This is a genomic window from Dactylosporangium sp. NPDC000555, from assembly GCF_040300025.1.
GTDB lineage: Bacteria > Actinomycetota > Actinomycetes > Mycobacteriales > Micromonosporaceae > Dactylosporangium.
The window spans coordinates 1-12297 of the sequence record NZ_JBEPDB010000141.1; the positions used below are offsets into that span (position 1 = coordinate 1).

Genomic DNA, 12297 nt, shown 5'->3' on the forward strand with positions numbered 1-12297 from the left:
GGGGCCGCTGGCCCACCTGGCCGCGGCCCGCCGCCCCACCCGCATCCTCGCCGCCGGCGCCCGTGACGAGCGGCCGCGGGCCGGCTCACGACCCGCATCCTCGCCGCCGGCGCCCGTGACGAGCGGCCGCGCGCCGGCCCGCCGGCCCGCCAGCGGCAGGGCCTGCCGGGCGGTGAGGCCGGTCAGGGCGAGCGCCGCCGCCTCGGCGGGACCGACGCCGGCCGGGATCGGGGCCCCAGCCACGCCGGGTCGGCGAGCAGTCGCTCGGCGTAGGTGCCGGTGGCGCCGGCATCGGCGTCGCACGGCACCAGGCCGACGACCGCGATGCCGTCGTCGGTGACGCCGGCGAAGTCCGAGCCGAGCCCGAACGGCGGACGAAGGCCGGACAGCATCGCGGCCGGGCCGCCGGTCCGGGTCCGCACGTCGACCGGGTTGACCAGGCGGCGCTCACGCGGACCGGGACGCGGCCGGCGACGGGCGCCGGTCGGGCCGCCGGTCGCCACCGTGCCTCGGGTCGGGTACCGTTGGTAAGTAGGTGCCCATTAGTGCCTATGCCACTCGGAGGGCCGGAGGAGCAGTGACCAAGTCCGCCGAGCAGCGGCGCGCCGACGAGCGGATCGTGTACGACGCGTTCCTGGCGACCTGCCCGACCCGGCAGGTGTTCGCCACAGTCGGGGACAAGTGGGCCGGCCTGGTCGTCAACGCCCTCGCCAAGGGGTCGCTCCGGCACGGCGAGCTGCGCACCCGCATCGCCGGCGCGAGCCAGAAGATGCTCACCCAGACGCTGCGGACGCTGGAGCGCGACGGACTGGTGACCCGCACCGTCACCCCGTCGGTGCCGGTGCGGGTCGACTACGAGCTGACGCCGCTCGGCCACTCCCTCGTGCCGATCCTGGCCGCCCTCAAGGGCTGGTCCGAGACGCACATCGAACAGATCCTGCGGGCCCGCGAGGACTACGACGCCACCGCCGCGGGGTAGGCCGGCGCGCCGACCCGGGCGCGGCCGAGCACCCGCCGGCCGGCGAAGGCCATCGCGGCCAGCATCGGCAGGGTGCCCACGGCCGGCAGGACCGGGGTGTCGTACGGCATGAACAGCAGCCCGGCGTAGCCCAGCACCACGGCCGGCACCGTCCACCAGCCGACCACCCCGGCTCGGGACAGCCCGGCGCCGCGCTGACCGTCGTAGGCAGCGTCGAGATCCTCCTCGACGCGCAGTTCTCCGCGGCACCGGCCGTGCCGGCCGCGGCGCTGGCGGCCGTCGCCGGCGGGATGCTGCTGGGTGGGTGGCGGCCGGTTGCCGGGGCGCTCGTGGTGGGGCTCGCGTTCCCGATCGCGGTCGTCGGCGGGCTGCACGGGCCGACGGGCGCCACGGTGCTGGGCTTCTTCGCCGCCCCCGGCTGGGCCGGATACCGCGTCGTTCGGGCCGGCTCCACGCGTACCGCCACGTCGTGGCTCGCGCCGCTGGCGCTGCAGCTCATGGCGAGCCTGGGCACCTGGGTCGCCGGGCGGATGGCGGACTCGACGGTGGCCGGGATCGGCGGGCAGGCATGGGAGAACCTGTTCTTCGGCCTCCTGTGCTGGGGCGCATGGGGCGTCGGCCTGCTCGCCCGCCGGCTGCGCGACCGCGCGGACCTGCGCGACCGCGCGGACCTGCTGGCGCGGCTCAACACCGCGCTGGACGCCGAGCGCGAGGCCCGGGAGCTCGCCGCCGTCGCGCGGGAGCGGCAGCGCATCGCCCGCGACATGCACGACGCGGTGGCCCACTCGATCAGCGTGATGGTCCTGCAGGTCGGCGCCGTGCGCAGCACCCTGCCGGCGGGCACGCCGCAGGCCGAGATGATGGAGGGCATCGAGCGGCTGGGGCGCGAGTCGGTGCGGGAGATGCGGGCCCTGGTCGGCATCCTGCGAGACGCCTCGCCGGACGCCGGAGCCCCGGCGCCGCAGCCGACCCTCGCCCGGGCCGAGGAACTCGTCGCCGAGGTGCGCGCCGCGGGGCTGCCGGTCTCGCTCACCGTCGACGGTGACCTCGCCGGGATCCCGCGGGCGCAGGACATCTCGGCGTACCGCGTGCTGCAGGAGGCACTGACCAACGTCCTGCGCCACGCCGGGCCCGCCCCGACCACGGTCCGTCTGTGCCGCGAGCCCGGGCGCGTGTCGCTCACGGTCGACAACGACTCCGGCGTCGCCACGGCGGGTGCCTCGCCCGGCGGCCACGGGCTGATCGGCATGCGGGAGCGGGTGGCGGCGTTCTTCGGCACGCTGAGCGCGGGGGAGCGGCCGGGCGGGTACACGGTGCGGGCCGTGTTTCCCCTCGGTACCGAATCCGGGGCAGTGAAGGGAGTGCGGGCATGATCCGGGTGGTAGTGGCGGACGACGAGGCGATGATCCGGGCCGGGCTGTGGATGCTGCTGGACCATCAGGCAGACATCGAGGTCGTCGGCGAGGCGGCCGACGGGGAGCAGGCGCGCGCCGAGGTCCGCCGTACCGCGCCCGACGTGGTCCTGCTCGACGTGCGCATGCCGCGCGGCGACGGGATCGAGGCGGCCCGGCACATCCTCGCCGAGTCGTCCGCGAAGGTGATCATCCTCACCACGTTCGACGAGGACGAGGCGGTCCGCCAGGCGCTGCGGGCCGGGGTGAGCGGGTACCTGCTGAAGGTCGCGCCGCCGGAGCAGCTCGTCCTCGCTGTGCGCACGGTCGCGGCCGGACAGGCGCTGCTGGACCCGGCGGTGACGCTGCGGGTCATCGAGTCCTACGCGGGGGCGCCCGCGGCCGACCCGCGCGCCGCGGCGCAGCTGGCCTGGCTCACCGAGCGGGAGGTCGACGTCCTGCGGCTGGTGGCCCGCGGGCTGTCCAACGCCGAGATCGCCGCCGCGCTGTTCCTCGGCGAGGCGACGGTGAAGACGTACGTGTCGCGGATGCTGACCAAGCTCGGGCTGCGCGACCGGGTGCAGGCGGTCGCGTTCGCCTACGAGAGCGGCCTCATCCGCCCCGGTGGTTGATCACGCCTCGTCGGCGCGTGCCTCCAGGCGCTCGTAGCGCTGCCGGGCCGCCTGCGGCGAGTTGAGGCCCAGGCCGAACGCGATGTCCTGCCAGGTCATGCGGCCTCCGCTGCGCTCCGGCCGCACGACCTCAGGGCTGAGTCCATGATGACCGGCCCCGTCGCTTCGCTCCGGACCGGTCATGCGGCCTCCGCTTCGCTCCGGCCGCACGACCTCAGGGCTGAGTCCATGATGACCGGCCCCGTCGCTTCGCTCCGGACCGGTCATGGCGCCGTTGCGGGCCCTGGTCAGCAGCTGCAGCTCGATCGCGTCGAGCTCCGCACGCACCTCGGGCAGCAGGGTCAGCGCGGCGAGCAGGTCGCTCGTGTCGAGGCCGGGCTCGCCGGGCTCGACCGGGATCGAGCCGCCCGCCAGCCCGGCCACGAGCCGCACCATCTCGTGCGGGGCCGCCATCGCCGGGTGGACCTGGCGCGATCGGTGCTCGGGGGTCGCCGCGTGCCGCTCGACGAGGTGGGCGAGGGCGCCGTGGACGCGGTCCGCGCGCCGCTCGGCCGGATCGGGGCGGGTGAACAACTCGGTCATGTTGACACTGTGTCAGATGAACGAGATGTTTTCAACAGGACGTTCAAAGTCACAATCGGTGTATGGCCCATGTCGCGATCTTCCACTCGGTGTACGGGCTGCGGTCCGTCGAGCGCCGCGCCGCCAACCGGCTGCGCGCCGCCGGGCACCACGTGGTGGCCCCCGACCTCTACGCCGGGCAGACCGGCGCCACGATCGAGGACGCGTTCGCGCTCAAGGACCGGATCGGCTGGGACACCATCACGGAGCTGGCCCGCCGGGCCGTGCGCGACCTGCCACCCGACGCCGTGCTGGCCGGGTTCTCGATGGGCGCGGGCGTGGTCCAGGAGCTGCTGCCCGACCGGCCCGGCACCGCCGGCGTACTGCTGCTGCACGGCCTCGCCGCGATCCCGCCGGATGCCGCCCCCGACCTCCCGGTCGAGCTGCACGTGGCCGACCCCGACCCCTACGCACCCCCGGAGCACGTCGCGGCCTGGCACGCCGCCGCCACGGCCGCCGGTGCCGACGTGCGGGTCTCCACCTACCCGGGCGTGGCCCACTTCTACACCGACGCCGACCTGCCCGACCACGACGCCCGCGCGGCCGCGCTGACCTGGCGGCGCGCCCTGGACTTCCTCGCGATCTGTTAGCACCCGGGGGCGGCGTCCGGGCCGGCGTCTGGTAGACCGGCAGGGGAGGAACGGACGCATCGGATGCGCATTGCGGCGCGGTTCAACGGCCCGCCCGGCTCGGGCAACGGCGGCTACAGCGCCGGCCTGCTGGCGATGGAGCTCGGCCTGGCACCGGCGGAGGTGACGCTGCGCCGCCCGCTGCCGCTGGACACCGACCTCGCCGTGGTGCGCGACGACGCCGCGGCCCGGGTGCTGGCCGGCGACAAGCTGATCGCCGAGGCCCGCCCCGCGCCGGCGCAGCGACCGGATGCCGTGCCGCCGGTGCCGCTGAGCGACGCCGCGGAGGCCTCGAAGCGCTACCCGGGCCTGCGCTCGCACCCGTTCCCGACGTGCTACGTGTGCGGCACCGGGCGCGACGACGGCCTCGCGCTGCACCCCGGCATCCTGCCGGACGGCCGCACCGCGACGCCCTGGCACGTGCCCGGCGACGTCTGCGAGCCGACGATGTGGGCCGCGCTGGACTGCCCCGGCGGCTGGTCGGTCATCGCGCCGTCGGGCGGCCGCCCGTACGTCCTGGGGCGCCTCTCGGCCTGGATCGACGCCCTGCCGCGGCCGGGCGACACGTGCGTGGTGATGGGCAGCCACATCGGCGGCGGGGGTCGCAAGGCCGATGTACTGTCCACTGTATACAGTCCGGAAGGGGCGGTCCTGGCGACCGCCCGCGCGACCTGGATCGCGCTGCCCCCGGCGGCGGACTAGGCGGTGTTGTAACCGGGCTTCCGCGGGACGCCGCCAGGCGGTCTGGGCCCGCCGCAGCCCCGCCTCAGTCATGAAACAGGTGCTAGGCCAGCGGGCGCAGCCAGGCGCCGTGCAAGGCGGAGAAGGCCAGCGGCCGCTCGTCCAGCGACACGACGTAAGCGATCGTGCCGGCGGGCGGCGGCCCCGGCAGCCGTGTGTCGATGCTCGGGACCACCCCCGGCGCCTCCTGCGAGAGCCAGTGCCCGTCCAGGCGCCGGACCCGGTCGACGAACGCGCCGCGCCCCGGCTCCGGCACGTAGTCCAGGACGGCGGTGTGGAAGACCACGAGCGTGGCGCCCGCCCGGACCGCGCCGCCCGCCTCGGCGACGAGCTCGTCGAGGCGGGCGTTGAGGTCCCCGGCCACGACCCGCGGCGGGTCGCGGCGGGCGACCTCGAGCGCCGCGTCGAGGCGGGCGAGCCGGTCGAGCTGCTCGGGCCAGACCAGCGTGCGCAGCCACCGCACGTCGTCCTCGTCGGTCACGTCGAGCGGGTTGAGGTCGATGCCGGCCCGCCACGCCACGCGCACCGCGTCCGCACCCACGGCCGGCGGCGCGCCCTCGACGCGGCAGTGCAGCCGCGGCGCACCGTCCGCCGCGCCGGCCCGGACCGTGGTGCCGTTGTCGCGGGTGTACTCGTACGCGTACCGATCGGGCAGCAGGCACAGGCCCGCGGAGGCGCCGACCTCCAGCAGCGCCAGCGGCTGCGGCAGCGCGGCGAGCGCCGGATACAGCGCGGCGCACCGCCCGGGCTCGTTGGTCTGCGTGCGCCGGGCGAGCATCGTGGCCACGACCGCGTCGCGGTGACCGAGGACGATGTCGCGGAACCGCGCGTATCCGTCCGGGGTCCCGCCCACGTGCCGCGCCGCGGCGAAGAGCAGGTTGGGCTGGCGCTTGGCCGGCGGCAGCCCGTCGAGCATCCCGATCAGCTCCGCGTCACCGGCGACGCCGAGGGCGAGCTGCTCGTAGAGCGGTGAACTGCCCCGAGCCATCGCCGAGGCGAAAAACCGGTACTCCTCGGCCGTCGTCCTCCGCGACATGCACACGATGCTACGGCCTGAGTCGAAGCGGGGGTCAGAACTCGGCGGCGTGCTCCGCGGCCCACTGCGCGAACGAGCGGGCCGGCGCCCCGGTCAGCCGCTCCACCGTGCCGGTCACCGGCTCGGGCGAGTCGACGAGCGAGGCCCAGTGCCGCAGGATCGCCTCCGCCCAGCCCGGGCCGGCCCAGCCCAGCTGCGCCCGCGCCTCCTCCGGCGTGGCCGCCTCGACCCGTGCCGCGCGCCCGGCGGCCGCGGCCAGAACGCGGACCTGCTCGGCCTGGGTGAGCGTGGCGGGCCCGGTCAGCGTGTAGGCGGCGCCCGCGTGCCCGGGCTCGGTCAGCACGCGCGCGGCGACCTCGGCGATGTCCCGCTCGTGGATGAGCGAGCGCGCCGCCTCCGGATAGGCCACCCGCACCACTCGCCCGGCCCGGATGTCCTCCGCCCACTGCCGCGTATTGGTGGCGAACCCGCTCGGCCGCAGGAACGTCCACGCGACGCCGGTGCGCCGGATCGCGTCCTCGACCTCGCCCCAGACGCCGCTCTCGGCCGGCGGGCGGTCGTCGCGGACGCTGAGCGCCGAGACGTACGCGACCCGCCGCGCCTCGCCGGCCAGCGCGCCGGCGACCGCCGCGATCCCGTCCGCCGTCGGGAACGGCCAGATCAGCAGGGCCGCGTCGACCCCGGCGAGCGCCCGGCCCAGGGCCTCGGGGTCGCGCACGTCGCCGCGGCTCGGCTCGACGCCGGCGGGCAGGCCGGCCGGGTCGCGGGCCATTCCGCGCACGGCGACGCCCCGCTCCCGCAGCAGCGCCACCGCGTGCCGGCCGATGTTGCCGGTCGCCCCGACCACCAGGGCACGGTCGATGTCCGTCATGCCGGCCATGTTGCGACCTCAACAGCGCTTGAGGTCAAGCCGGTCGGCAGCATCGGGCCGACCGTGGGCTACGCCGGGCGCAGGGCGGCGGCGCCGGGGAACTCGGCCCGCGCGCCGAGCTCCTCCTCGATGCGGATCAGCCGGTTGTACTTCGCCGTACGGTCGGAGCGGGACACCGAGCCGGTCTTGATCTGCCCGCAGCCCGTGGCCACCGCCAGGTCGGCGATCGTGGTGTCCTCGGTCTCGCCGGAGCGGTGCGACATCACCACCCGGTAGCCGGCCCGCCGGGCGGTGTCCACCGTGGATAGTGTCTCGGTCAGCGTGCCGACCTGGTTGACCTTCACCAGGATCGCGTTGGCGTAGCCGTCCGCGATGCCGGCGGCGAGCCGGGCCGCGTCGGTGCAGAAGACGTCGTCGCCGACGAGCTGCGTGCCGGCCCCCTCGCGGGCGGTCAGCGCGCGCCAGCCGTCGATGTCGTCCTGCGCCACGGGGTCCTCGACGGAGGCGATCGGGTAGCGCCGCAGCAGCCCCGAGAGGTGATCGATGTGCTCGGCGGTCGAGCGGGCCACGCCCTCGCCCGCGTAGTCGTACGCGCCGCCCTTGTAGAACTCCGACGCCGCCGGGTCAAGGCAGATCGTCACGTCGCCGCCGGGCTCGTAACCGCTCGCCGCGATCGCCTCGGTCACGAACCGCAGCGCCTCGTCGGCGGTGGTGAACGCGGGCGCGAAGCCGCCCTCGTCGCCGACGTTGGTGTTGTGCCCGGCCGCGGCCAGCGCGCGGCGCAGCGTGTGGAAGATCTCCGAGCCCATGCGTACCGCCTCGAAGAACGTCGCCGCGCCGACCGGCGCGACCATGAACTCCTGGAAGTCCAGCGGGTTGTCGGCGTGCGCACCGCCGTTCACGATGTTGATCATCGGGACCGGCAGCCGGACGGCGCCGTCGCCGCCGAGGTAGCGGTAGAGCGGCCGGCGGCTCGCGGCCGCGGCGGCCTTGGCCGTGGCCAGGGACACCCCGAGGATCGCGTTGGCGCCGAGGCGGCTCTTGTCCGGGCTGCCGTCGGCGGCGATGAGGGCGGCGTCGACCTGCGCCTGCTCCTCGGCGTGCAGCCCGCGGACCGCGTCGGCGAGCGGCCCGGCGGCGTTGGCGACCGCGGTCGCGACCCCCTTGCCGTGGAAGCGCCGCGGGTCGCCGTCGCGCAGTTCCACCGCCTCGGCGGCGCCGGTCGACGCGCCGGAGGGCACCGCGGCCCGGCCGGACGAGCCGTCGCGCAGGCGGACGTCGACCTCGACGGTCGGATTGCCGCGACTGTCGAGGATCTGGCGGGCGACGACCTCTTCGATGACTGTCATGAGGCCCGATCCTGGCAGCTCAGGGCCGATTCGGCGACGCGATGACGCTCACCTTGACCCGCACCCTGGGGTGCGGGTTTAGGGTTTGTGGAATGCGCGTTGGTGAGTTGGCGCGGCGCTCGGGGACCACCATACGGGCGCTGCGGTACTACGAGTCGGTGGGCCTGGTCGTGCCGCGCCGCCTCGGCAACGGCTACCGTGAGTACGACCCGATCGCCGTGCGGCTGGTCGTGCAGATCCGCGAGCTGACCGCGCTCGGGCTCAGCGTCGAGGAGACCCGGCCGTTCGTGGAGAGCGTCGCCGCCGGCGCCGACGAGTCGGACGTGTGCGCGGCGGCCCTGGCCACGTATCGCAGCGCGATCGGCGGCCTGCAGGAGCGCATCGGCCAGCTGACCGCGCAGCGCGACGCCCTCGAGGCGCGCCTCGCATTGGTGAACGTCACGAAAAATCTGGACATTTCGGCGGGCGGCGTCGACCCTGCGGACCTGATCGGCCGCCCAATGCCCGGCGCCGAGATCTTCGCAACGGACGGAAAGCCCGTAAATTTCCGAAATTTCGGGCAGGGCCGGACCGTGCTGTTCGTGTACCCGCTCACCGGCCGTCCCGGCGTCGACCTGCCCGACGGCCTGCTCGAGATCCCCGGCGCGCGCGGCGGCACCGAGCAGGCCCGCTGGTTCCGCGACCACCACAGCGAGCTGCTCGGCGCCGGCGCCGCGCGCGTCTACGGCCTGTCCGCGCAGTCCGCCGGCTACCAGCGGGAGCTCGCGCACCGCCTCAGCCTGCCGTACCCCCTGATCCCCGACCCCCGGCTCACCCTGGCCGCCGCGCTCGGCCTGCCCACGTTCACCGCCGGTGGCATGACCCTCTACCGCCGCCTCACCCTGGTCGTCGCGGACGGGCGCATCGAGCACGTCTTCCACCCGATCCCGGCCCCGTCGACGCACGCCAACGAGGTGCTGCGCTGGCTCAACCGCTCCCGCGCCGGGGACGGCATCAGGTTGGTCTCACGCCGTCCTTGACCTCGGCGGGTGCCGGCACGGGTTGCATGGCCCCGGCTCCAGGCGTTCGGCCACGACGGCGGCCGGGTCGCTACTAGTGTCAGTCAGCGACGCCCTGTCCCGCGGCCGGGAGCCGTGCGGGCCGGAGTCGAGCCGCCGCCCCGGCACAGTGCGCCGTAGTGTCGCTAACTCAGGTGAGGGGCAGCGCCGAATCATGACGAGATCTGTCGCGGGGCTCATCGCGGGGCGGTGGGTGAAGTACGCCTTCGTGGTCTTCTGGCTGGCCGTCGCCGCCGTCGCGCTGCCGCTGTCGCAGAAGCTCTCCGGCGCCGAACAGAACGACACCAAGTCGTGGCTGCCGGGCGGCGCCGAGTCGGTGCGGGTCCTCGACGTACAGGCGGGCTTCGCCTCACCCAACACCATCCCGGCCGTGGTCGTCTACGAGCGCGCCACCGGCCTCACCGATCCGGACAAGGCCAAGCTCGCGGCCGACGCCCGGGCGTTCGGCGCCATGCCCGAGCTCGACGGCAAGGTCTTCGACGCGCGGCCGACGAACGACAACCGGGCCGCCCAGATCGTCGTGCCCCTCGACCTCGGCGGCGACGGCTGGAGCAAGGCCGGCGACGTCGCCGGGCGGCTGCGTGCCACCGCCGAGGCCGGCGCGAACGGCATGAGCGTGCACATCACCGGCCCGCTGGGCAACGCCGCCGACTCGAGCAAGGCCTTCGCCGGCATCGACACCAACCTGCTGGCGAGCACGGTCGTCGTGGTCGTGGTGATTCTGCTGGTGACGTACCGCAGCCCGCTGCTGTGGCTGCTGCCGGTCATCTCCTCCGGCGTCGCGCTCGTCGTCGCGCAGGGCGTGATCTACCTGCTGGCCCGGCACGCCGGGCTGATCGTCAACGCGCAGAGCGCCGGCATCCTGACCGTGCTCGTCTTCGGCGCCGGCACCGACTACGCGCTGCTGCTCATCGCCCGGTACCGCGAGGAGCTGCGCCGCCACGGCGACCGCCACGAGGCGATGGCCGAGGCCCTGCACCGGGCCGGCCCGGCGATCGTGGCCAGCGCCGCGACGGTCGTGCTCGGCATGCTGTGCCTGCTGCTCGCCGAGACCGACGCGACGAAGGGCCTCGGCCCGGTCGCCGCGATCGGCATCGCCGTCGGCCTGGCCGTGATGCTCACCCTCCTGCCGGTGCTGCTGACGATCTGCGGCCGCTGGATCTTCTGGCCGCTGCGCCCGCGCGTGGGCTCGCCGGAGCCGACGACGACCGGGCTGTGGGCCCGCGTCGGCGCCCGCATCGGTCGCCGCCCGCGCGCGGTCTGGATCGTCACCGCCGCCGTGCTCGCGTTCGCCGCGATCGGCATCGTCCAACTCGGCGCGACCGGGCTGACGAACAAGGAGTCGTTCCGCGGCACCCAGGACTCGATCGTCGGCGAGGAGGTCCTCGCCCGGCACGGCGCGGCCGCGGCCGGCACCCCGGTCGTCGTCATCGGCGCCGCGGCGAAGTCCGACGAGATCCGCGCCGCCGTCGCCGGGACGAGCGGCCTGGACCCGGCGGCGGTCACCGCGCTCCCGCCGCGCAACGGCCACGCGTACATCAACGCCTACCTCGCCGACGAGGCCGACAGCGCCGCCGCGTACGCGACGGTCGATCGCCTGCGCGACCGCGTCCACGCCATCCCCGGCGCCGACGCGAAGGTCGGCGGCACGACCGCGATCAACCTGGACGTGCGGCGCGCCGCGAAGTACGACCGCGACGTCATCATCCCGGTCGTCCTCGCAGTCGTCCTGCTCATCCTGGTGGCGCTGCTGCGCTCGATCGTGGCCCCGCTCGTGCTCATCGCGACGGTCGTGCTGTCCTTCGGCGCCGCGATGGGCATCAGCGCACTGGTGTTCCGCCACGTCTTCGGCTTCGCCGGCACGGACACGAGCTTCCCGCTGTTCGTCTTCGTGTTCCTGGTCGCGCTGGGCATCGACTACAACATCTTCCTGATGACCCGCGTCCGCGAGGAGTCCCCGCGCCACGGCACGCGCCGCGCCGCCCTGGTCGGCCTGGCCGCGACGGGCGGCGTCATCACCAGCGCCGGCCTGGTCCTGGCCGGCACGTTCGCGGTCCTGGCGACGCTCCCGCTCACCGCGTTCGCCGAGATCGGCTTCGCGGTCGCGTTCGGCGTCCTGCTCGACACGATCATCGTCCGCTCGGTCCTGGTGACCGCGCTCAACCTCGACCTCGGCCGCCGCATGTGGTGGCCGAGCGCCCTGTCGAAGGCCGCGGACGAACCCGCGGACGCGAGGGAGCCCGAACCGGCCGTCACCGCTTCATGAGGACTCGGGTCCGCGTCACTCACAGACCGTTCTTCCCACGAGACACCGGGCCGGGGCCTGCCTCAAGGGCGGCCCCGGCCCTGCCGGCTCCGCGGTGTCAAGAGCCCGCCCCGGGCCGCGTTGGCGGCGGTACCGTCGGACGATGATCCGCAAACGGGTGCTCGTCTCCGGCCGGGTGCAGGGCGTGTTCTTCCGCGACACGTGCCGGCGCGCCGCCGAGACGCGCGGCGTCGCCGGCTGGGTGCGCAACCTGCCCGACGGCCGGGTGGAGGCCGTGTTCGAGGGCGACGACGAGGCGGTAGAAGCGCTCGTGGCGTGGTCCCGCCACGGCCCCGAGTCGGCCCACGTCACCGGCGTCGAGGTGCGCGACGGACCGCCGGAGGGGCTGACCGGGTTCAGGATCCGGTGAGCCCGTGGGGCGGGTGCGGCGGTGGATGCTCCGCGTCGGCGTCCCGCACGCGGACCTCGGCGAGGCGGTGACGGCCTTCGTCGTGACCACCGGCGTCCCGGTCGTTCTTGATCGTCGGCCCGCAGCGGTGACGGTCACGGTCGCGCCGCCGGCCGTGACTGACCGCGGTGCGGGGGTCGGGCTGATCGCCGTGTCGGCCGCCCGCAGCGCCGTGTCGGCCGCCCGCAGCGCCGTGTCGGCCGCGCACTGCGCCGTGTCGGCCGCGCACTGCGCCGTGTCGGCCGCGCACTGCGCCGTGTCGGCCGCGCACTGCGC

The 12297-nt window shown here is 75.1% G+C and carries 15 protein-coding genes and 1 pseudogene; 9 read left to right on the forward strand and 7 right to left on the reverse strand.

All coding sequences use genetic code 11. The annotated features are described in order from the left end of the window. Positions 1-243: pseudogene (locus ABT297_RS41190) on the reverse strand (hypothetical protein); the annotation flags it as partial. After that, the gene (locus ABT297_RS41195) at positions 183-422 is read right to left on the reverse strand and encodes an MDR/zinc-dependent alcohol dehydrogenase-like family protein (RefSeq protein WP_350558994.1); all 240 of its coding nucleotides are present in this window, start codon (positions 420-422) and stop codon (positions 183-185) included. The pseudogene ABT297_RS41190 and the gene ABT297_RS41195, both read right to left, overlap by 61 nt. 155 nt (positions 423-577) lie before the next feature. Here ABT297_RS41195 and ABT297_RS41200 point away from each other — a divergent pair, with 155 nt between their 5' ends. Next, positions 578-979: a winged helix-turn-helix transcriptional regulator gene (locus ABT297_RS41200; protein WP_350558997.1), complete on the forward strand. Its 402-nt coding sequence runs from the start codon at positions 578-580 to the stop codon at positions 977-979. Here ABT297_RS41200 and ABT297_RS41205 read toward each other — a convergent pair. Then, positions 955-1353, reverse strand: coding sequence for a hypothetical protein (locus tag ABT297_RS41205; RefSeq protein ID WP_350559000.1), 399 nt, complete (start codon positions 1351-1353; stop codon positions 955-957). The two genes, ABT297_RS41200 and ABT297_RS41205, sit on opposite strands and share 25 nt — an antisense overlap. Between ABT297_RS41205 and ABT297_RS41210 the strand changes: the two genes are divergently transcribed. Then, positions 1312-2352: a sensor histidine kinase gene (locus ABT297_RS41210; RefSeq protein WP_350559003.1), complete on the forward strand. Its 1041-nt coding sequence runs from the start codon at positions 1312-1314 to the stop codon at positions 2350-2352. The two genes, ABT297_RS41205 and ABT297_RS41210, sit on opposite strands and share 42 nt — an antisense overlap. After that, positions 2349-3002 carry a response regulator gene (locus tag ABT297_RS41215; RefSeq protein ID WP_350559006.1) on the forward strand — a complete coding sequence of 218 codons (654 nt, stop codon included), beginning with the start codon at positions 2349-2351 and terminating at the stop codon, positions 3000-3002. Before ABT297_RS41210 ends, ABT297_RS41215 begins: the two co-directional genes overlap by 4 nt. Here ABT297_RS41215 and ABT297_RS41220 read toward each other — a convergent pair whose 3' ends face one another. Next, positions 3003-3584 (reverse strand): hypothetical protein, encoded by a 582-nt coding sequence (locus ABT297_RS41220; protein WP_350559009.1) that lies wholly within the window; start codon positions 3582-3584, stop codon positions 3003-3005. A gap of 62 nt (positions 3585-3646) precedes the next feature. Between ABT297_RS41220 and ABT297_RS41225 the strand changes: the two genes are divergently transcribed. Together ABT297_RS41225 and ABT297_RS41230 are read left to right on the forward strand one after the other, a co-directional pair. Beyond that, positions 3647-4213, forward strand: coding sequence for a dienelactone hydrolase family protein (locus ABT297_RS41225; RefSeq protein WP_350559012.1), 567 nt, complete (start codon positions 3647-3649; stop codon positions 4211-4213). A 63-nt stretch (positions 4214-4276) separates the two neighbouring features. Further along, positions 4277-4954, forward strand: a complete 678-nt coding sequence (locus tag ABT297_RS41230; RefSeq protein ID WP_350559015.1) for a hotdog fold domain-containing protein — start codon at positions 4277-4279, stop codon at positions 4952-4954. Positions 4955-5036: 82 nt separating this feature from the next. On the opposite strand, the gene ABT297_RS41235 is transcribed toward ABT297_RS41230, so the two are convergent. From ABT297_RS41235 to eno, 3 genes are all read right to left on the reverse strand, one after another. Then, positions 5037-6029, reverse strand: a complete 993-nt coding sequence (locus tag ABT297_RS41235) for a DUF2332 domain-containing protein (RefSeq protein ID WP_350559018.1) — start codon at positions 6027-6029, stop codon at positions 5037-5039. A 34-nt stretch (positions 6030-6063) separates the two neighbouring features. Then, positions 6064-6900, reverse strand: coding sequence for an SDR family oxidoreductase (locus tag ABT297_RS41240; protein WP_350559021.1), 837 nt, complete (start codon positions 6898-6900; stop codon positions 6064-6066). A 68-nt stretch (positions 6901-6968) separates the two neighbouring features. Beyond that, positions 6969-8249 (reverse strand): phosphopyruvate hydratase, encoded by a 1281-nt coding sequence (gene eno, locus ABT297_RS41245; RefSeq protein WP_350559024.1) that lies wholly within the window; start codon positions 8247-8249, stop codon positions 6969-6971. Positions 8250-8341: 92 nt separating this feature from the next. On the opposite strand from eno, the gene ABT297_RS41250 reads away from it, so the two are divergent. The 4 genes from ABT297_RS41250 to ABT297_RS41265 all read left to right on the forward strand — a co-directional run. Then, on the forward strand, positions 8342-9268 hold the full coding sequence (locus ABT297_RS41250; protein WP_350559027.1) for a MerR family transcriptional regulator: 927 nt from the start codon (positions 8342-8344) through the stop codon (positions 9266-9268). 193 nt (positions 9269-9461) lie between these two features. After that, a complete protein-coding gene (locus tag ABT297_RS41255) occupies positions 9462-11573 on the forward strand; it encodes an MMPL family transporter (RefSeq protein WP_350559030.1) in 2112 nt (703 codons plus the stop codon). 142 nt (positions 11574-11715) lie between these two features. Next, positions 11716-11982 (forward strand): acylphosphatase, encoded by a 267-nt coding sequence (locus ABT297_RS41260; protein WP_350559033.1) that lies wholly within the window; start codon positions 11716-11718, stop codon positions 11980-11982. A gap of 4 nt (positions 11983-11986) precedes the next feature. Next, a partial coding sequence (locus tag ABT297_RS41265; protein WP_350559036.1) for a hypothetical protein occupies positions 11987-12297 on the forward strand: 311 nt, incomplete at its 3' end.